The 20,452-nt window shown below is 69.7% G+C and carries 12 protein-coding genes and 1 pseudogene; 3 read left to right on the top strand and 10 right to left on the bottom strand.

Features of this window, described 5'->3' with window-relative positions; translation table 11 throughout:
* Positions 1-25: 25 nt before the first annotated feature.
* Positions 26-397 (bottom strand): DUF4145 domain-containing protein, encoded by a 372-nt coding sequence (locus IEY96_RS24200; RefSeq protein ID WP_189197123.1) that lies wholly within the window; start codon positions 395-397, stop codon positions 26-28.
* A 1,108-nt stretch (positions 398-1,505) separates the two neighbouring features.
* Positions 1,506-1,760, bottom strand: a complete 255-nt coding sequence (locus IEY96_RS24195; RefSeq protein WP_189197122.1) for a hypothetical protein — start codon at positions 1,758-1,760, stop codon at positions 1,506-1,508.
* Between the two features lie 930 nt (positions 1,761-2,690).
* On the opposite strand from IEY96_RS24195, the pseudogene IEY96_RS24190 reads away from it, so the two are divergent.
* The 3 genes and pseudogenes from IEY96_RS24190 to IEY96_RS24185 form a co-directional block, all read left to right on the top strand.
* A pseudogene (locus tag IEY96_RS24190) lies at positions 2,691-3,179 on the top strand (helix-turn-helix domain-containing protein); the annotation flags it as partial.
* A gap of 674 nt (positions 3,180-3,853) precedes the next feature.
* Complete coding sequence (locus tag IEY96_RS33280) at positions 3,854-3,955, top strand: hypothetical protein (RefSeq protein ID WP_194500083.1); 102 nt, start codon at positions 3,854-3,856, stop codon at positions 3,953-3,955.
* Positions 3,924-4,775 (top strand): IS630 family transposase, encoded by an 852-nt coding sequence (locus IEY96_RS24185; protein ID WP_194500082.1) that lies wholly within the window; start codon positions 3,924-3,926, stop codon positions 4,773-4,775. Before IEY96_RS33280 ends, IEY96_RS24185 begins: the two co-directional genes overlap by 32 nt.
* A gap of 40 nt (positions 4,776-4,815) precedes the next feature.
* Here the strand turns inward: IEY96_RS24185 and IEY96_RS24180 are convergent, their stop codons facing one another.
* The 8 genes from IEY96_RS24180 to IEY96_RS24145 are packed head-to-tail and all read right to left on the bottom strand — an operon-like array spanning position 4,816 to position 20,452.
* On the bottom strand, positions 4,816-6,330 hold the full coding sequence (locus IEY96_RS24180; protein WP_189197121.1) for a hypothetical protein: 1,515 nt from the start codon (positions 6,328-6,330) through the stop codon (positions 4,816-4,818).
* Complete coding sequence (locus IEY96_RS24175; protein WP_189197120.1) at positions 6,327-9,773, bottom strand: hypothetical protein; 3,447 nt, start codon at positions 9,771-9,773, stop codon at positions 6,327-6,329. Before IEY96_RS24175 ends, IEY96_RS24180 begins: the two co-directional genes overlap by 4 nt.
* Complete coding sequence (locus IEY96_RS24170) at positions 9,770-11,077, bottom strand: hypothetical protein (protein ID WP_189197119.1); 1,308 nt, start codon at positions 11,075-11,077, stop codon at positions 9,770-9,772. Before IEY96_RS24170 ends, IEY96_RS24175 begins: the two co-directional genes overlap by 4 nt.
* Complete coding sequence (locus tag IEY96_RS24165) at positions 11,074-12,438, bottom strand: hypothetical protein (RefSeq protein ID WP_189197118.1); 1,365 nt, start codon at positions 12,436-12,438, stop codon at positions 11,074-11,076. Before IEY96_RS24165 ends, IEY96_RS24170 begins: the two co-directional genes overlap by 4 nt.
* Entirely contained in the window at positions 12,417-14,495 is a 2,079-nt protein-coding gene (locus IEY96_RS24160) for an ATP-binding protein (RefSeq protein ID WP_189197117.1), read from the bottom strand. The genes IEY96_RS24165 and IEY96_RS24160 overlap by 22 nt, the downstream gene beginning before the upstream one ends.
* On the bottom strand, positions 14,488-16,077 hold the full coding sequence (locus tag IEY96_RS24155; RefSeq protein ID WP_189197116.1) for a hypothetical protein: 1,590 nt from the start codon (positions 16,075-16,077) through the stop codon (positions 14,488-14,490). The genes IEY96_RS24160 and IEY96_RS24155 overlap by 8 nt, the downstream gene beginning before the upstream one ends.
* Positions 16,074-18,263, bottom strand: a complete 2,190-nt coding sequence (locus IEY96_RS24150; RefSeq protein ID WP_189197115.1) for a phage tail protein — start codon at positions 18,261-18,263, stop codon at positions 16,074-16,076. Before IEY96_RS24150 ends, IEY96_RS24155 begins: the two co-directional genes overlap by 4 nt.
* A complete protein-coding gene (locus IEY96_RS24145; RefSeq protein ID WP_189197114.1) occupies positions 18,257-20,452 on the bottom strand; it encodes a putative baseplate assembly protein in 2,196 nt (731 codons plus the stop codon). Before IEY96_RS24145 ends, IEY96_RS24150 begins: the two co-directional genes overlap by 7 nt.

The following is a 20,452-nucleotide window of genomic DNA, read 5'->3' as shown; positions in this document are numbered from 1 at the left end:
CCTGCCCGGCCAATCAAGGCCCCGATTAGTTACCCGTGGAGCTGATTCGCTTCTTGAACTCCTCAAACCTCTTCCGAAGGACGTAGATTTGGTCCAAGAAGGCTTCCGCGAAGGCGAGAGCGTCTTCTGCGTCACCCCTTGCTACGCGGGTTCCTGTGAAGTGCGCACCCTGATTTCCCAAGACTCGAAGGCCATCAGCCCATTCGGCAAGGGTGGTGTCGATAAGGCCTAAACCTTTCAGTCTTTCCAAGCCTTTAGCAAGGGCCCGTTCATTGATACCGTTCTCCTTGCAAACACCTTCAAGAGTTCGGCGGACCATAACCACAGTCGCCGTGTAGGCCTTTGCGTCGAAGCAAATTTGAGCCTCGTCAAACTCTTTCCTAATCTCTTCCGGCACGCTCGCGCTTAACGGTCGACGTGCCGGATATATGAAGGTTGCGCTATTCCAAGCGTGTGCAGCCATCTCCCTGGCCCGCAGTGACGCTCGACCACACTCTCCACACCGAAGCAGTGAGTAGGCAACATCTGGATCTAGCGATTCGTCTGGGTCACTCTCTTCTAACACCGTACCGCAGACTACTTGTATTGACGGTCGCTCACAATGCGGGCAAACCAACAACAACCTGTCCGGCCCATCCAAGCGAGCGTTCGGCGGGGGTATCACGTCTGGGCTGGCGGGTTCGTCGCGCACTGATACATCTTCCCATCGAGATGCCCTGGTCCGCGACCGCAAGCCGCGTCGGATCGAGCTATCGGTGGTTCAGGGGTGCGATCATTGGAGTCCGAGGCCCCTCAGCAGGCCAAGTCACCAACGGAGCATCTAGGTTGCCGCGATGAACAAACCTACGGGCCGGCGCGATCGACGCTGGGCGTTGCCCTTGTGCCCCGTCAAGTGGTTCTTGCACCCTGCCCCACCCTCCGCAACTTCCCGTGTAGCGGCTTTGGGGCCTCATCGCCGCCCGCCGTCTTTTTTGGACAGAACCCTGTTTCGGCATGCCGTCTCCTTGGCCTACAACCGCTGGCCAGAGCCTACGTAGCCGTGACAATCGATGCGTTCAGCGGCCGACTGTCGGTGCCCGGGCGATTGCCAACCGCCCTCGTCCGTGACCTTCGCGCGCTCGCGCGGTTCCTGCTGCTGTCGGCGCTGGCGGCTGGCGGCCACCCGCTGACGAGGTGCTCGTCGGGCCACAGTCACCCTCCGCCGTCGCCACCATCCGGGCCCATCCTGCCCGACTACTGTGAGCTTGGGAATCGTGTTGATCTATACCGAGGGTAACTGCCCTACTTGGCAGGCAAGCACGCAGCGTTGAGCTATCCGCTGCCAGCGTGCCGCTGGGAGCCTGTGTTGACCGTTGCGTCGGGCACGGATCGGGCACGGTCATTGGTTCGGCGTAAAGGAAATACTTCGCCCGGCAATCGACACATGCCACCTACCCCTAACTCTGGTCCGGCGGTCCTCGGCCACCGAAGTACACACTAACCAGAGACATCGCTCCTTGCCGAAGCTAGGAGGCCTGGCGCTTAAAGGTCCAACTGAGGCTGACCGGCATGCCGGCGTTCTGGAAGCCCGCGCGGTTGGTGGAAACCACGGTGTCAAGTACCGATACTGTCGAAAGCTCCCACCCCTCGGCCCCGAGTTCGTTAAGCAGGTCCGGATACCGCTTCTCGACGGGAAACACCTCCGGCTTTTCTTGTCCCGGTCGGTTTACTTCATACTTGCCTTGCCAGTAAGGCTCAGCAGGTCGCCAAGTGAAGGTCATAACTAGGTACTCCCACCGCGTTCTCATCGGCGCAGCAGAAGCAAGTGGCGGGAAATCCTGTTCATTCCGGCCCGCGCAGCCGCGATAGCTGCGGCCTGGGCTTGAAGAGCTGCAATTTGCGCAGGATGAGGCCCGCCCGGCCATGCCTGAATCGGTCGAATCACGTCTTCTCCTTTAGGAGAGCCACCGGTTGGGGTACGTCGGATTCACTATATGATCAAAGGGTGAGGAAGACTACGGACAGCAGAATGAGCTGTCCTAGATCTGACTGAGTCGGCCGTCCGTGGCTCGCAGCCAGCGAGGTGGACCTGCCCGTCTGAGGGCGGGGCCGCTGGCCAGCACGCGCCATCTCAAGCGGACCTTGACGCCCTGGGTGAGCGGTGACGAGTCGGGGCCGGAGTTGGCGGCGCGCACCTTGTAAGGGCAGGCCATCGGCCTGCCCCCGACTCCTGCGAGAGGTTCGCAGAGGCTCCGAGGTCAAGGGCGGCCCGCAGGGCCGTCGCTTGCGACGCGCAGCGCCCTTGAGCTTGGAGGAGCGGCCCGGCACACTCGCGCCGCCGACTCCGGTCCCGACGGCCGCGACCCGCCGCGCGGATCCGGCGTGCCCTTCCCTGCGCCGCATCGCTCGGGCGCGGCGCGGCCGGCTGCCGGCGACGAGCCGCCACCACTTCCACGCCCAGCCCGTCTGCGGCGGTCCCTGGGCTTCCCGCTCTCCGCGCCAGCCGACGGGCGTTCTGCGTGGCCGGCGTGGAGCGACAGCGGAGCGTCGGACGCGCGCCCAGGCGGCGGCGCGTGCGGCCCGTCTCGGGCTGCCTTGATAGACGTAAGGAAAGTCCTCGCACACGGCCGGCAGCCGGCTGTCCGGTCTCGGGACCTGCGTGACACATCGGTATCAGGACCTGGGTGACACTCCGCCGAGTGTTGGTGGAGATGAGCGTGATGGAACAGCGGTATCGAGCCGTCCAGGACGTGCTTGCCGGATCCACGGTCACGGACGTCGCCGAACGATTTGGAGTCTCCCGCCAGGCCGTGCATCGCTGGTTGGCCTGGTATGCCGACGAGGGTCTGGAAGGGCTGGCCGATCGGTCCAGCCGGCCGCACTCGTCACCTGGGCAGATTCCGCCGGAGGTGGAGGCGCTGATCTGTGAGCTGCGGCGGAATCATCCTCGCTGGGGTGCCCGTCGTCTGGTCTTCGAGCTCGGCCGCCGGGACTGCCCTGGCCCAATCCCGTCGCGGATCACGGTGCATCGGGTGCTGATCCGGCACAGGCTGATCAACCCGACGCCTCGCCGCAGGCGGCGGGAGGACTATAAGCGGTGGGAACGTGCCCGGCCGATGGAGCTGTGGCAGCTGGACATCGTCGGCGGCATTCGGCTGGCTGACGGTGGTGAGGCGAAGGTCGTCACCGGCGTCGACGACCGATACTCCCCTTCCAGGCGACATAGATTGCTGTCGACCGCTGCCTCAAACGGCGGAGCACTCCGTGTGAAGCAGGACGCTCCGCCGACTCTGAACTGCGAAAACGCAGAACCCGAGGCCAAGCGGGTGCCGTTGAAAGCCGTTCGGTGTCGTTGAATGCAATTCAACGTCGTTCACCGCACCCGACTGCTCCCACCCCGCTCCCCGATCCTGATCCCACGGCAGGAGCCACCAAGGGTCGCAGCCGCGCAGGTCGTACGCGAGAGAACCCTCGCGGTCCCGGTAACGCCCTCCACCATCCGAGACCGCCCGGCCACGACACGCACTGGCTCAACTGGCGACGCCGTCACCAGGCCCGCGCACGCTGATGCCACCAACGCACACGGCTGAACCGGGACTACGCCCTGGTCAGCTAGTGCCTCGTCTTTGAACGTTGATCGTGTAATCCGTCGGTTCTGAGGACTCGTCCGGCAGGCTGTCTCTCATCGTTCACGGTGGGAGGTGGTAGCCGGTGGGCAGACGCCCGGAGGTGTTCGTCCGGCAGGTCTCGATGGCCGAGGGTCAGCGGTTGCAGCGGATCACCCGGACGGCGAAGGACCCGGTGAAGCTGCGCCGGGCGATCGTGGTGTTGATGCCAGGGGCAGCCGGCGCCGGACATCGCCCACCTGCTCAAGGTGACCGAGGACTACGTCCGCGATGTGATCCACGCGTTCAACGAGCGGGGGTTCGACGCGTTGGACCCAAATGGAGCGGGGGCGCACCGAGACGATCGATGAGCAGGCCCGCGACTGGATCTGCGTCATCGCCCGGTGCGACCCCCGCTTCCTCGGCAAACCGTTCTCCTGCTGGTCACTGTCGAAGCTGCGCGACTACCTGATCGAGGCTGGCTACGTCACGACGATCAGCGCCGAGACCGTCCGGCGGATCCTGCACGAGCGCGGGGTGTCCTGGCAGGCCACCAAGGCCTGGAAGGCCAGCACCGACCCCGACTTCACGTTGAAGATGCGCCGGATCCTGGACCTCTACGACCACCCGCCCGCCAACGGGCGGGTGATCTGCGTCGACGAGTTCGGGCCGCTGAACCTGCAACCCCGCCCCGGCCGCGCCTGGCGATCCCAGGGCCAGCCGGTGCGGCTGCGGGCCACCTACACCTGCGACCAAGGCGTCCGGCACATGATCGCCGCCTTGGACCTGGCCACCGGGAAGATGCATTACCGCATCCGTGACCGCAAACGCAGGCGCGAGTTCCTGGCCTTCCTCAAGACCTTGCGTCGCCGCTGGCCCGGCGAGACCTTGTACGTGATTCTGGATAACTTCTCCCCGCACAAGCACCCCGAGGTCCGCGCCTGGTGCTCCGCCAACGAGGTGGAGCTGGTGTTCCTGCCGACGTACGCGTCGTGGCTGAACTGGATCGAGGCCGAGTTCGCCGCCGTTCGCTACTTCGCCCTCAACGGCACCGACCACCGCACCCACGCCGAGCAGGACACCGCCATCGGCGACTACATCCGCTGGCGCAACCACCGAGCCAAACCCAAAACCGCATTCGCCGCCGGCTCCAAGATACGCCACCCGGATTACCCGTTCAAGGCTGCATGACGAGGCACTAGCAATTGGCGGCTGCCGTACTAAGCGTGTCCTATTTGAGATACCGCTCCACTTCGGCGATCCACTCCGGCACGCCCTTGTAGACCTTCCGGTATAAATCGAGAATCTCCTTCTTGGTCATGTGCTCCAATTCGTCCTTAGGGATCTTCTTAGCCAGCGCGGTAGAAATCGGCGAATGCTGACCTGCTGTCAGAATGATCGACGGGGCCTTTTGGACGTCGTGCCCAAGATGCTTGAGAACGGACTGTTCAATGATGTGGTGGGCCTGGTACGCGCCGCCGTGGCCTCTGGTGAATACCGAGAAAGAATCGAATGGCCCGATGATGCCGCGCTTGTTCATTTCGGCTGCGATGATTGGCATGCCCTTATCGAATTTCTTCGCGAGAGACTCGGCCGCCTCGACGGACAATGTGCGGCTGACTCGTTTCCCGGATCGTACTGCCTGAATGAAAGCCTTTCCTTCCGCGTTGGGCGAAATCGCTTTCTTGGCGACAGCCTTGGCGACATTCCTCATTTTCAGTATGGCGCCTAGCGTCACCTTGCCGCCAGAGGCTGCTCCCTTCTTCAGCGCGCCTTTGACAAGCAGTTTCGCGCCGACGCCAGCGGCGCCCTTGCCGACGCCGGACGGTGTCGGAACGTAGTCCAGCGGACCGAGCCCTTCGGATTCGACGCCGACCGCAGCCCCGGCATCCACGACAAAGTTACCCTCGCGATCGACGAGTCGGGAGATTCCGTCGGCATGAAACGTCCGGTACCCGATGATTTCTTTTGTTTCCGGGTCCAGCACAACGCCGCTGATGCGGCTACGATTCTCGGGCAGGTCTTCTTCGAAATCGCTGATGCCTTGCGGGCCGGACTCGTCGTCCACGGTGATGCCGCCGTCGCCAGCGCGCGCCGCCTCGCCCGGGAGTCGGACACTGGCCGGTGGCGCGATTATCGGATCCATTCCCAAATCCGTGTTCACGAGCGCGGTACTCGTGCCGACGTTCGGTCCCCACAGAAAGTTGACAATGTCCGCGATTTGATCCCGGGGAAGTGTCTCGACCCGCCTCTTTTCTCTGAGAAGAAATTCCAGATCCCGCTGCATTTTGGCGCGCACGGTCTGCATGGCGAGCACGAGCCTGGGTCCGCCGACCAACCCGCCAGCCTCCTCATCACTGAGAACCTTCTCTGCGAGCTTGGCCAATCGAGGCAACAGGTCGTACATCGGCAGACCCTGGATCTCCGCGAGCGGGGCGTTGTTCTCCTCCCTGCGCTGCACGACCTCACCGAGCGGCCCGGAAGGCCCGGCCGGTGCCTGACCGGGTAGTGCCTGACCGGGTAGTGCCGCCGCGGGTGCGCCGGCCGGGCCGATCGCGGCGTTGCCCACGGCCGCCTTTGCTTGGACGGCACGCGCTCCGAGGCTGCCGCCGGCGGTCGCGGCGGCGGCAGCCGTCGGGGTCGCCGACGCGCTAGCTGGTGTCTGCTCGGCGGCCTTCGGGCGGGTGTCGTTGTCGGGTTTCCTCTCCGTGTCGGCTGACGAAACGCCGGCGGCCACGTTGATCAACCGATCTGGGTCGGTGTCAGCAGGACGTACAGTCTGGTCGGGCAACCCTCGCCGGAAAAGTTGATCGCCATTGGTCTATCCGGTGGCCCCAACCACTCCACGTGGCTACCGCCGACGCTGCGGCGCAGGCCGCTATAGATGGTCGCACAGTGATCGGCTGCCACGGCCTGCTGGTCACGCGGGACCCGCGTCCAGGCAATCGATTCCAGGCCCACGGGGGATGAGATGTCGCACCGCTGGCGCACTTCCCACGCGTACTCGTTCAGCGCTCCTCCGATTTGCCCGATGAGATCGCGACGGTCCGAGTCACTGTTGAAGTGGATGTCTGCGAGCACGTGGAACTGTTCTCCGGACTGGTCAACGTCGTCTACGTTGCCCGACCGCACCGCATCAGCCAGGGCCTGCCCGCCGTCGCCGCAGGCGTCGACCGCGATCACCTGGACGCAGTCGCTCACCTCCTCATACGTGATCAAGAATATCGACGCGTCCGTGCCGGCTTCCAGTTGGTCGGCGGGCGGGTTGACTATGAGGTCTCCGTCGCCGTCGTTGGCGAGCGTGGCCACGCCGGCGCACGCGTAGACGAGGGCCAGTGCCCGGCCCTGGCCGACCTTGACCGGTGCGGTGGCCGATCCCGGGACGACGCCGTAGCCGGCGAACCGGATGGTGTTCGCGCCGCCAGCCTGCTTGTAGTGCCTCTGCCACGCTGCTGACTTGGTGAGCAGGTTGGTGGTCCCCGGCTCGAACTCCACCACGTCGACCTTCTTCCACGGGATTTCCTCCCCCGCGTTGCCACGCAGCAGCGCCTCCAGATCCCGCGCCTGCCCCTCGTCCGCGGCGTGGAACAGCCACACCGCGACCCGGCTCGGTGCGACCGACGGCGCGTCTACCGGGCCCTCGCACTGCTCGTGAAGGCGCCGGCGGAAAAGGACCCAGTCCTTCGTCGCCCGAACTTCAGCCGAAGTCGTGGCGCGAGGCGGGAACAGCCGCCGCACGCCGCGCTTGACGTACAGGGCGCCGTCAGCGTGCAATGTCGACAGGATCTTCAACGCTGCGACGGCCGCATCGTGGTACGCATTCCCCGGCTGCAGAATCGTCGGGTCCTCCGTGCCGTCAACGGCCAATATCCGCTTTGTTCCTTTGGGGAGCTGCTCTCGCAGCGCCGCTCTGAGCGCCGCGAGCAGGGCGTCAGCGTCAGGCACATCCACCTGAAAGAGGTCGAGCAGCAGCCCCCTCGCACGCACCGGAGAGCCCTTCCAGGCCACAGCGGCGACCCACCTGAAACTGTCGTCGGTGATCCAGATGGCCTCGTACCCCTCCAGCATCATCCGGCGCGCGATGAACGTGTGGCTAAACGACCAATTCAGCTTGAGGTGATCGGGGTCGTAGGTGGCTTCGGCGCAGCCGCTCAGCTCTAGCACCACCTCTGTCTCCGGGGCGTCGGCTCGATCTAGGCCACGTTGGATCTGGCCGTCGAAGCGCTGCGTCATGGACATTCGATCGGAGCCCGGAAGGACGATCTCGAACGTGGCGTTGAACGGGGCGGTGCCCCCCTGGGGCATAGCGAACGGGTCCACCGGGATCCACAGCGACAACAGCGTCGCGACGACCTGCTCGCCTGGCGCCTGCGGCGCTGAGGCCACCCGCGTGGCGCACCGCTTGACGCGGTGGGCGACGTCGCGGACCTTGGCCATACACGGCGCAGTGGTGCCGATATTCAGGCCGTCCAGACCGGTGATGGTTTCGGCCAGGCTGGCGGGCGGCCGGGTGGGCGGACGGATCCGCCGACGGATCAGGTACTCCACTCGTTCTTCGACCGCACCGAAGGCGACGACTGTAGCTTGGATCGCCGGGCCCGGTTCGATCCGGGCTGCGCCGTAGAGTGACGGCTGCCGGTCGATCTGCGCGGCCGGGTGGGTCAGCCGTTCGCCGGAGCGCTGCTGGCCGTTGCGCCTGCCCACGGCGATGTCGATGTCGACCGCGAGGCTCACCCCGGTGCGAGTCGCGCCAGCCGGGTGGAGGGTGCCGTTGGGCACCAGTACGTCGACGGGTTCCTGGGCGTCGGGGTGCTCGATGCCGTGCAGCAGCGAGATGCGGCGCATGTGTGTCGCCAGTTCCAGTTCGTGCGCGATCTGGTCTTGGCGGACGGTGCACAGGCGCAGGTCGACGCCCGGTCCGAGGAGGTTCTCCAGCTGGCGGCGCAGTGGGATGCGGGTGGAGAGGTCGACGGGCAGGTAGCCCGCCGGCGGCAGCTCCACGAAGCCGTTGTCCACCAGGACCTGTGCGGATGTGGCCGCCGCTGGGACGGCCTCGACCGCCTCAGTCACCCGCGCCTTGAACAGGTCCGACGCCCGCGCGGCCGCCGACGGGCGCCCGGCCCGCGACAGCTCACCCGCGAGCTGCTCAATGACCTGGGCGGACCACTGGAGGAGGTCATGCGCGGGATTGTCTGGCCGGTCCGGGTCGACGGCGTGCCGCAGCGCCGCCGGGGAGGCCCGTTGCAGGTCGGCGAGCTGGCACTGGAACTGCAGCACCTGTGCCAGGAACACCGGCCAGGGCCGCAGCTCGAGCCGCCCGTCCCAATACGACCGGGGCGGGGTGGTCATTCGTTCGCGGCGGGCGGTCCAGCCGTCGAGCAGGGTGATCTGTGCCCCGTTCCAGCCCAGTACGGCGAGGGGCACCACGTCGGCGCCGGCCAGCGGCGCGCCGGCGGCCGGGGGTGCACCGGCACACCACCGGTGCAGTCCCAGCTCGGCTGCGGACAGCAGGCTGCCGCCCTGCTGCCACTCCTCGGCGAAGTATGCGGCCGCGACCTGTGAGCGCAGGTGGACCTCCGGTCGGGTGACCCGGGGCAGGGCTGGCAGCGCGGCGCTGAGCACGAGCGGCCTCAACGACAGCGTGACCCCGTCCACCAGATACGGGGCGTCGGTGGGGGTCGCGCAGGCGTCCGCGCACAGTCGCCCGAACACCTCGGTCTCCCCGCACATCTGCTGAGCCTGGCTCAGGCAGACCAGATACAGCGTGGTGGTGCCGACGACGGTGCCGGAGGTGGCCACCACCGAACGGGCACAGCACGTGAAGCCGACCGACGGTGTCTCCACCACTGGGCTGTCGGGGGCGGGCGTCAACAGCGCAGGGACGTCGGCCTCGACCGCCTCCGGCAGGTACAACATTCGGCCCTGCGGGTCGACGGCCAGACCGGCGGACAGGCCGAGCCGGGTGTCGCTCCGTTTGGAGACGTCGTAGCCGTGCACCACGCCCGGCCCGCCGGCTCGGTTGGCGAACTCCACGTACGCCCGCTGGGCGCGGCGCTCCTGGTTGAGATCGGCCGCGCGCAGGAACCGGCCGTCGAAGTAATTGAGGCCGACCAGCGGCGTGTCAGTGGGGACGAACGTGAGCCCCGCCGTGCCACCGGTGAACACGATTCCGGGTGGATTGGTGGTCATTGCCCCATTCCTTTGGCGAGGATCTCGACCACGTCATGGCCGTCGTTGGCGGGGGCCGCTGGATCGCCCACCCGGCCAGCGAGCGGGACTGGGCGTCGGTCCACCAAGCGGACCAGCGGTGTGGGACCGGTTCCCCGCAGCACTAGGCGGTACGACCGTTTGGCCGTTGGCGCGCTGGGCAGCGTGAACTTGATCCGGGCTGGCGTCGAAGGCTGCCCCATGGATTGGCGGGTGAAGGTTGGGTTCAACTTCAGCCGTGCCCACTTGGCCACATCGGTGTCGAAGGCGTGCAATTCGAGGGCTTGCTCCACGGTGCCTTCCTCCACGTCGTGGGTGAGTTCGATGGTGACGTGCTTGTCGGTCCGCTGGATACGGAGCACTTGGGGCGCGCGCGCGTGTTCCACCGGTCGCCGCCCCGCGGAACCAGCGAGCAGTTCTGCGATCAGCTCTTCGATGACCCACGTCGGCAGGTGCGCGCGGCGCACGGACAGGTCGATCGGGGCTTCGAGCCGCCAGCTGTCGCCGACGCGTACCAGGGCGAGGCCGGGCAGATCGGCCAGCAGGATCTCGCCGGGCTCGTCTTCTGGGTAGAGCCGGGTGCGTTCGGACAGTCGTGGCACGAGTCCGGGTGGGCCGAGACAGGCGCCGACCTCGGCCGCGACTTTGCGGAAGGCCTGCAGCCAGCCGTTCGGCGGCACGGATGTCCCGTCCGGGCACACGCGATCGCGGACCAGTGTGCGCAGCGGCTCGAACACCTTGTCTCGCTCGTCTGGCGGCGGCACAGGTGCGGATGGGTCGCGCGGCCGATCGTAGGGGCGCAGTTCAAGGTGCGCGAATTCGAGGATCCGGGAGTACTCGACGGCGGTGCTGGCCTGGCCGCAGGTGTCGCCGATGGACGGGACCGGGCGGGACAGGCAGGTCGCGTAGCAAAGGACCAGCCGGGCGTCGAACGTCTTCCGGTCGGCATCCCCGCCCGGCCGCACCGCGTGTTCCTTGACCTGCTCTTCCAGCCAGTCGTGGACGTTGAGACACATCGGGGCGCTGGAGTACACCTCCCGGCCGAGCCCGTCAACTGCGAGGCCTGGCCCAACCAGTAGCGTCGGTTCGTCCTCGGCGACCTTGACGTCGTAGCCCCATACCACGCCCTTGCCGTGCTGCCAGGCCTGGTGGAGTTGCAGTTTGCCTCGTGGGTTGGCGGCGAGCACCTGGAAGTCGGAGACGCCGAGCAGCATTCCGTAGTGCACGGCGAGCGACGTGAACGGGTCTGCGGCGGGCGCTGTGGCCGGCGGCGGATCGGTGATCATGGTGATTCACTCGGTCGGGGCAGCGCGGGTACGCGGAGGTCGCCGCCGTCCGGTATCGCCGCCGCCTCGTCGCGCCGGGCCCGCAAGTCCTCGGCGGCCGCGTCCTGGTGTAACTGAATGGTCAGCTGGGTGTACAGGGCGTCGGCGTAGGCGGCCTCGGCGGTGGTGAGGTCGTTGGCGAGCTTGTCCGGGTCGGTCAGAGTCGCCAGCCGCTTCACCGTGTCGGCCGCCTGCAGCGCTTGAACGGCGAGCGCAATAATGTCGGGCGGCACCGCCACCTCCCATGCATCGAGGATCTCCACCAGGTTTGGGGGCAATGCGGCCATAGCTTCGTCGAGCTTGGCAGCCGCCGCGGCTGCCGCCTCGCGTTCGGCTTTAACCTCGTCGTCGGTGGCCGGGTCGTACGCGGGGTCGAGGGCCTTCTTGAGGCCGGCCTTCGCGGCCAGCGCCGCGCGTGCCGACCTGTCGCAGATGAGAGCGTCGCGGACTGCGTGCTCCTTGGCGGCCGCGCCGGAGTCCACCGCTGCCTTGCCACGTTCGTCGATCCGGGTCTGAACTGCGGTCGTCGGCGCGGGCCATGCCACAACCTTCTGCAATACCAGCAGCGCGGCGGCGAAGTCTGCAGGCGCGCGCTGCGCAGCCGCCACGGCCGACCTGGCCCGGTTGTAGGCGTCGCCGGTCTGGGCGACCGCGCCGTCGATCAATGAGCGGGCGGCGGCGGTCGCGTTGACGGCAGCGGCGGCCCGCATCACGGCCTGCCGGCGCTCCTCGATGGTGGTCAGCGCGTCGGTCACCCGGGCCTGGACCAGGTCGTGCAGGGTGGCCCCGCCGAGCAGCGTCGTGAGCCGTCCGGTCACAGCGGTGGTCAGCGCGGTGACGGCCGGCCGACGTGCTTTGGCCACCGTCTCGACGACTTTGGTGGCCAGGGCGATGCGCCACACGTCCGCGGCCGCCGCGTCCTGCTTCGCCAGCACCAGTTCCGCCGCCGCCCGCTCGGTGTCGCCCTTCGCCTTCTCGCTCGCGGCGGTGACGCGCTTCACCTCGAGGGCCTTGGTTGCCGCCGCCTCTTGGGCCGCCGCGTACCGGATGGCCAGCGGTCGCTGGGCGAGTAGGTTCTCGTCGAGCTCTTGTTCGATGGCGTGACGGTCGGCGCCCATGGTGGCGGCGGCCAGTTTCTGCTGCAGCGTCGACGCGGCGGCCCGCAGGGCCGTCAGGTCGATCCCTGCCGACTTCTCCTCCGCCTCCGCCGCGGCCTGTTCAGCCCGGAGTCCGTTCAGCTTCGCGCTGAGTGTGGTGACGGTCTGCTCGAGCCGGGTTACCTGGACGGCGCGGAGATCTTTCACGGTGACCGGTGCAGCCATCGCGGCGACTCCTTTCTGGACGATGGATCGGTCGGAACGCCCGGCGGTAGACCGGGAAACGCCAGGCCGGCCTTGACGTACTCGCGGCGGATGGCGTGAACGAGGTGCGCGGGGTTGATCGCGGCACCGCCGTCGCCACCCGCGTCGGCATCGGCGGCGGCCAGGAAGGCCGCAGCGACGGCGGCGTTGCGGATCAGCGCGCCGGGCAGGTCGTACAGGGCGGCCAGTTCGCTCAGGTCCACCGCGGAGTCGACAGGCGCGGTAGCGGGAAGGTGCCGCCGCCACAGCGCCAGCCGGGCCTGCTCGTCTGGCGGGTCAAACGGGACGATGAACTCGATGCGGCGCGCGAAGGCGGCGTCGAGGTTCTGGCGCAGGTTGCTGGCGAGCACGGCGACGCCGTCGAGGCGTTCCAGCCGCGACAGCAGGTACGCGGTCTCCAGGTTGGCGTATCGGTCGCGGGCGTCACCAACCTCGGTGCGCTTGGCGAAGAGCGCGTCCGCCTCGTCGAACAGCAGTGCCGCGCCGCTGCGCTCGGCGGCGTCGAACACAGCGGCGAGGTTCTTCTCCGTCTCCCCGATCCACTTGGACACCAGTCGGGACAGGTCGACCACCAGCAGGTCGCGGCCGAGTTCGGCGGCGATGACCTCGGCGGCGAGCGTCTTGCCTGTGCCTGGCGGGCCGCAGAACAGCAGCCGCAGCCCCCGCGCCCCGTGCCGACCGGGCAGGAACCCCCACCGGTTGACGACCACTGGCTGGGCGCGCATCCGTTCGACCGCCTCGCGCAGTTGGCGCGTGCGGTCCGGCGGTAGTACCAGGTCGTCCCACGCCGCTTGGGGGTGCGTCAGCACCGCGCCCGGCGGAACGGCGTCGGCGGTGTGGGCGTCGACGGCAGCGGTGAGTTCGCGCCGCAGGTCGTCGGCTGCCAGCGGCCGGTCCAGCAGGGCGGCGCGCATCCGCACGTCGGCGGCCGCCACCGCGAGGTCACCGGGTTCGATCGAGGCGGGGCCGATGGGTCGGGCGGGGTTGCCGAGTTCTGGCAGGGCGGCGACGGCAGCGGCGTGCCGGTCCGCCCGGTCGAGGGCGCCCGCGGGTACGGTCAGCAATCGCCTCGGCCACGTGGCGGCGGCCGTCTCGCGGTTGACCACGAGCAGCGGCACCGACCGCTGCGGCACCGAGAGTTCGGGTGGGACGGTGAGGTCGAGCTGACCGACTGGGGCGTCGTCGGACCACAGCACTGGCACGACGTCACGGGCGAGGGCGAGGACCAGCGCGGCGGTGGCGAGGTCGGGGTCGGGCCGGCGGGTCCGCAGGACGACCGGTATGCGCCCGGAGGCTGACACCAGGGCGGCGAGGCGCCCGGCGAGCGGGCCGGGCCGGTCACCGGTGGCGAGGACGGTCACCGGCGCTTGACGTTCGACGGCCAGGCGGGCGGCCCGTACGGCTGGTAGTTCCAGCCAGTGGTCCAGCCCCCACGAGGGAGCCGGCCGGCGGTCGGGCACGGCGTCGGCCGGCCAGCCGTCGAGCCCGGCGAGCGCCTCGAACAGCAACGGCGCTGGCCTCAGCGTCCGGTCCGGGAAGGGCCCGGTGCCGTCGGCGGTGATCGCCCGTACCCGCGCCAGCGGACTGGCGGCGAGCGCGGTGCGCAGCCCCGCGCGGGTCGCGACGCCGGCGAGGAGGCCCTGCTCGGCCAGCGTGCCTGCGAGACCCACCGTGGGCCATGGCTGCCCCTCTGGGTGCAGGGCACGCAGAATTGCGCCCACCCCTTCGTGGTGGTGCCCGATCGGCGAGAGAACCATCAGATCACGGTCGAGCGGGCCTAGCGCCAGCCCTGCGACCAGGCGGTCCACCGGCTGCCAGCCACCGGCGGGCAGGTCGAGGCAGCTGCCGTCCACCGGGCCGGCGGCTGCCGCGCCGGGCAGCAACCGCAGGAACCGCGCCGCGGTCTCGTCGCCGAGCGCCTCCAGCGCGACGCTCAACCGGCCGGCCATCCGTGCGAGGGCGGCGTCTAGCCGGTCGGGACATGAGTCGCGGGTGGGAAGCACGGTCGCCTCAGCCATAGCGGAACCGCACGACGCAGCCCAGCCACGGCAGGTGGCCGGGATCGAGATCAAGGCCGGCGCGGCGCACCTCGATGCTCACCTCGTCCAGGTCCAGTCGCACCTCGATCCAGCCAGGGTCGGCTTCAACCTCGGCGCGCCGCCTGCAAGTGGCAAACAGCAGGGCACGCTCGGCGATGCTGTCGTCGACGACCAGGCGCCGCCGGAGCGCGGCGACAACCCCGTCGGCCTCGTCGTCGATTGGATCGTCGACAACCGGCACTGGGCGCGGAGGTTCCCGGTCGGGTGGCAGGCCGCAGAAAGCCAAGACAGCCGGATCGTCCGGGGCGGCGGGCCCGCCGTCGGGCACGGCCCGCGCGATGATGCGGCGGGCCAGCGCGTGCAGGACTGGCCGCAGCGCCGGACCGTACCGGTCCGGGTCGGTGGCCACCCGGTCGGGCAGGCCCACCTCGGCGACCAGCGGAAGCAGGAACAGCAATCCACCCCAGCCGGTTCGCCACGACTGCACGCGGTGGTACGTCGGCGCGGCGACCGCACCGGCTTGCGCTCCATCCGCCGGGGGCGCTGCGGCTCGCAGGTCGACCAGCGCCGCCACCGCCTCGGCCGCGGCGGCGGTACGGGCCGCCGCCGGCTCGACCTCGAGGACCGCAAGCGCCGCCAGTAACCGCGCCACGGCGATGTCCATGTCGGCGTCATCGAGCGTCGCGGCGTGGATCACCGACCGCTCTGCCACCACCTGGGCGAGCCGCGCCGAAGCGGTGCCGTAGGTGCCGGGTGCCGGCACGTCCGAGCCGGGTGCCAGGGCCTTCGGTGCGGTGTGTCCGTCCATGGCGGGTTGACCCGTGGCGCCGGGAGGCTGATCCACGGCGGCGGGTACTGGGCGCCGGGCCGCGGACGGTGGGCCGGCCGACATCAGGGAGGCACGGGACGCGGCCTGGCCCTCCCAGCCGAAAGGCGGCGGGGCCACTGCGCGGGACAGCTCGACCGACCCGCCGGCGGACAACCATGCCCGCTCGGTCAGGTCGGCCAGTGCCGCGGCGCCGGCGAGGGCGACGAAGCGGTCCAGCCGGCCGGTCGCGGCCGCCGCCACGACCAGTGCCACGACCGGTGCGGTCCCCTCGGCCTGGGCGTCGGCCAGGGCCAGCCGGAGAGCCTCGCCGTCGATGCTGCCGTCGACGGCGCCCCCCGACGGCCACAACCGCAGCATCTCCCACGCCCAGGCCCGGCCCCGGTCATCGGCGAGGACCGCGGTGACCAGGTCTCGACGGGCATGCGCCCGGCTTAGGAACCGCACCACGTCGGAGCCGCCCGCGGCGAGCGCGGCCGTGGCGGCGTCGGCGAGCGCCCGGCCCCAACCGGCGACCAGTTCGGCGTCGGCGAGAGCCCAGTTCATCCGGTGGTCGACAGCCAGCCGCCGTAGGCACACCAGCGTGTCGCGGCCGTCGGCCGTGCCGGTGAGGGCATCTTCGAGGGCGTCGTCGCGCAGCCGGGCGACAAGTCCGTCGAGGCGGCGACGGGCCGCGCCGTCGGGGTCGGTGTGGGGGTGCCAGCGCACGGTCAGGCGGTCGACGGTGACGCTCACGAATCGATCACCGTCCCCTCGCCAAGTCGGGCGCCTCCGGCACGGATGCCGGCCCGGCCGCGACCGAGGATCGTCGCGGGGCCGGCCGCGCTCGCGCCGACCACCGCCGGCACGAAGCCAGAGCTGGGGCCGACGATCGTGGACACCTCCAAATGCAGGCTCACGCCGACCCGCATGCCGACGCCCACCGTGCACACGCTCGCCACGGTGTGGGCTGGTCGGTGAAGGTCGAGCAGGTCGCGGACGACGGCGAGCCGGTCGCAGTCGAGGTCGCCAGCGATGAGCACGGCGAACCGGTGCGCGTGCAGGCGGAACGCGTCGGCCGGCGAGGTGTCCGGGTTCCGCGCCACCTCACCGCCGACGCGCAGCGTGCTGCCTACGACGGCTGAGGCCGGTCCCGGGTCGCCGGTGTCGCCGCCGACGAACGCACCGCCAGAGCCGCGCAGCCGAAACTCCTCGACGATCGCCACCGGGCACTGGAGGTAGATCTCGAGCAGGCGGCGCAGCCCCGCTACCGTCCCGCGCTTGCGGTAGAGGCAGACCGCCTCGGTCAGCAGCGTGCGCCGGGCGGCGGCCTGCCACCGCTCGTCCAGGGTCAGGCCGATCAGCGAGGCCAGCCACGGCAGCAGTTCGTCGGGGGCGCCGCGCGGGTCGAGCAGCAGGTCGCGTTCGCCGGCCCGCCGTTCCATGTCGGTGAGCAAGCCGTCGATCAGCGCCAGGTAGCGGCGCAGGAACGACGCCGCAGCCGGGTCGCGGCGGTAGCTGCGCGGCAGCTTTCGCAGCAGGTCGTGGCTGGGGAACTCGGCCCGAAGCGCCCGGATGCGAGGCGTGGCACGGCTGGTGCCGGCCAGGCCCAACCGCACCCACAGGTACCGTCCCGGCAGCGCCGACACCGGCGCCTCGTACACCTCGTAGCGGTCGTGTGGATCCAGTGGGGCCCACGGCAGTTCCCGGCCGGTCTCCCGGCGGTGCAGCGGCTGGGTGCGGGCGAGCAGGGTGGTCGCCGTGTCCGGCGGTGTGATCGGGCCGGTTGCGCCGTCGGGCGGGTCGTCGGTGGTGGCGAACCCGACGGTGAGGTCGGTGCCGGGTGGTACGCACGCCTCCACGAACACGCGTCCCCATGTCTGCTGGTAGGCCAGGCTGTCCAGGGTGTAGGTGTCGACGTACCCCCGGGGCAAGTACGCGACCCGCTCGGTGGACGCGACGCGTAGCGCGGTGCCGTTCCAGTACGCGATCCGCCCGTCAGGGGTGCGCACGATGCCCCGTCCGTCGTACCTGGGTGCGAGCAGCGGCACGTCCGCCTTGGCAGCGCCATCGACGACAGCCCAGGTTCGTAGTGGGCGGTCGGGCGGCCCGGCGGCAACCACCCGGTGCTCGCCGTCGAGTTCAAGGTCGGTTGCTCCCGTCACTGCGATCGGGGCGTGCAGGGTGGAGCCGGTGACCGAGGTGATCCAGGCGCCACCTCCGTCGCGCAGCAGCAGCCATACCGTCCCGTCCGGGCCTACGGTCACCCGTGATGGCACCGCTGCCGGCGGCACGCCCGCCAGTGCACCGGTGTCCAGCACCACCTCGCGTAGGGTGCCGAGGGCGTCGACCTCCGCCAGCGGGTGCCGCCGGGACGCGGTCACCACGAGCACCGACCGTCCAGCGGCGGCGAGGTCGACCGGCGGCCAGGGGAGGGTGATCGTGCGTAGCAGGCGGCCGTCGGCGAGGTCGACCACCGCGACTGTGCCGGTCGCACCGTCGAGAACGAACAGGTGCTCGTCGGCGTCGGTAGCCAGCGCTCGGGCCCGCAGCGGCCGTCCGAGTGCGGCGCCGACGGCGACGAAGCCGACCCCGCGTGGTGAGGCTGCGGGGGGCGGCTGCTGCGGGCCAAGCAGGTCGATCGGGCCGGCGCCGGCCGGGCGGGGCCAGGGGACTCGCTCGATCTGTCCGCGTTCGGGCGCGCCGTGGTACAGGTGGCCGCGGTCGAACGCCAGGCCGGCCGGCTCGATGTCGGGCTCGGCTGGTGGAGGCCACTGCTCGTCGGGCGGACGAGGCTGGTGGTCGAGCAGCACGTCGCCGGTGACATGGTCGACGACGGTGTTGTGGTGGAAGCAGCGCCGCCACTCGTCGGCGCCGACGACGGGCGCGATGCGGCGTCCGGCCGACGCCGGCGGCAGTGTCGGGACGGCGGTCATCAGCATTTGTCTCTGGGTACGGGCACCGGCACGGGGGCGGGGGCCGGTGGTGGTTGCGGGCCGCCGGTACCGGGGTCGGGGGCGGGGCCTACCACCACGGTGACCTCGGTCAGCTCCGGTACCTCCCAACCCGCCAGTTTGACGGTGCCGGGCGCCGGCTGGGCCGGTTGCAGGTCGGCGACCTTCAGCTCCTCGACGAACTCCACGCCCTCCACCTGAAGCACGGCTGCTTCTAGTTCCGGGCCGTGGACCCGGTGGCCGAGCGGCCAGCCCCGACCGTCCGGTCCGTACGGCGGCAGCGGCGCCAGGTACTGGCGTAGCACAAGTTCTACCCAGCGGCGTACGCCGATGGCGCTGTACCCCTTCTTCACCGCCAGCCCGACCGAGATCCCTACCCGGTGGTAGGTGGGCGGTATGACATACAGCTCGGTCGTCACCAGCCGCCGGGCGTCCAGGTGGCGGCAGACTGCGCGCAGCAGCGTCGCGTCGGCGCGCGGGGCGTTCGGGTGCCGGGGGTCCTCGGTGGGCCACACCACGACCGACACTACGCCGGCGGCGTCGAAACTGCGGCTGGTGGGTTCGAAGCGGGGGAGGCATTCGGCGCGGCCGACACCGGGGATGGTGGCCAGTTCGCGGAAGTCGTCGGCGGTCACCGCGCGGTCGTGGCGGACCAGTTCTCCGGGGATGCGTTCCAGCGCCCGGGAGATGGGTTCGGCGTCCTCGCCGCCCGTGGTGGACAGGGGGTTGGTGACGGTGACGTCGGGGCCGTCCAGCACGGTGTTGATGTCGCCGGGCTTGACCAGACCGCGCCGCCCGCCGCCGTAGCGGTAGGTCACGGCACGCACCGGCGCCTGGGCGGGCAGGACGCGCCCTCGCACGCTGTCGCCGCAGCGCAGGCGGCCGGCGCCGGGGTCGAGCAGCAGGTGGCAATCCGTTCGGGTGCTGGCGGCCAGCGTGTCGACGATCGTCCACTCCACCCACTTGTCGCCCTGGAAAACCTCCACCTGCAGCGTGCCGGGCACGACGGGCGCATTGGCGAGGGCCAGTTCCTGGCCGCTTAGCCCGACGCCCACCCCGAGCAGCTCCGGCGGCGCCTCGGCGACCTGTTCCACCTCGGCGGCGTTGACCCCGATCCAGCGCAGCCGTCCGAGTTCGGGCACTCCCTGACGGGGGAAGGCGCGCAGCCAGAACAGTACGGGTGGGCGGTCGGCCAGCGCGGGTGGCCGGTCGGCGATTCCAGCCAAGTCGTCGTCCGGCGGGGTGAGGCCGATCTCGTCCAGTTCGGCGGCCGGCAGTTGCAGGGCGATGACGCCATCGTGGCGCAGCCCGTCGGTGGTGTCGCGCACGACGTCGACCGGCAGGAAGATCGGCGTGCCGTCGGACGTGGTGGCGGTCGTGGTGACCTGCCAGATGAGCGTCGTATCGATCCGACCGGTGGGTCCCGGCTCCGGCGTGAGCTGCTGGGCCGACTCGTCGCACGGTTCGACCTCGTCGATCGTCGTGTACTCCGCGTCGGTGCCGACGCCGAGCACCAGCGGGGCCCGGCCGAGCGGTCCGTTCACGCTGAGCAGCGCCGCCGGGTCGAGGCCGGCCGGCCGGTCCAGGGCGTGCACCGCGACCCAGAGGCATCGGTCGACGGCCCTCGACACGTCCAGTGGCTGGAACCCGGCTGCGGCCTGGTCCTGGCCGAGCACCTGTTCCTCGTACGGCTCGGCCTGGTCGGGACTGAGGTCGGCCGCGTCGAGCACTCGCTGGTACTCGTCGATCAGGATCGGGTCGGTGGGGGCGGCCGCCACGGCTTTGATGGCGGCGGACACCTCGACCGGCAGTACGTTGACGTCGTTGAGCACGCGGAACGGCACCTCGCCGGCGGCCACTGCCGATCCGAGGGTGATCTGGGCCGGCTCGCCGGTGGCGCGTAGCGGGGTGAACGTGACTAGGCCGCGGGCGCTGCGCGGCGGGTACGGCGACACCTGCAGCAGCCGCAGCAGCCACAGTCGGGTCTGGTCGGGGATCTGGTTGAACCGGTACAGCAGGCTCTCGCCCAGGTGCGCGACGAGTTCCAGCAGGGTGATACCCGGGTCGCTGGGACCGCGGTCGGTCCACTCCGGTGCGTACACGGGGATGCGTGCCAGCAGTTCGTCCCGCAGCTGCTCGTAGCTGCGGTCGTCGAGCACGGGGGATGGCAGGGTCAT

Source organism: Micromonospora fulviviridis (assembly GCF_014648395.1).
GTDB classification, from domain to species: domain Bacteria; phylum Actinomycetota; class Actinomycetes; order Mycobacteriales; family Micromonosporaceae; genus Micromonospora; species Micromonospora fulviviridis.
Note: the sequence above shows the minus strand (reverse complement) of the source record. Positions and strands in the feature narration are given on the sequence as shown.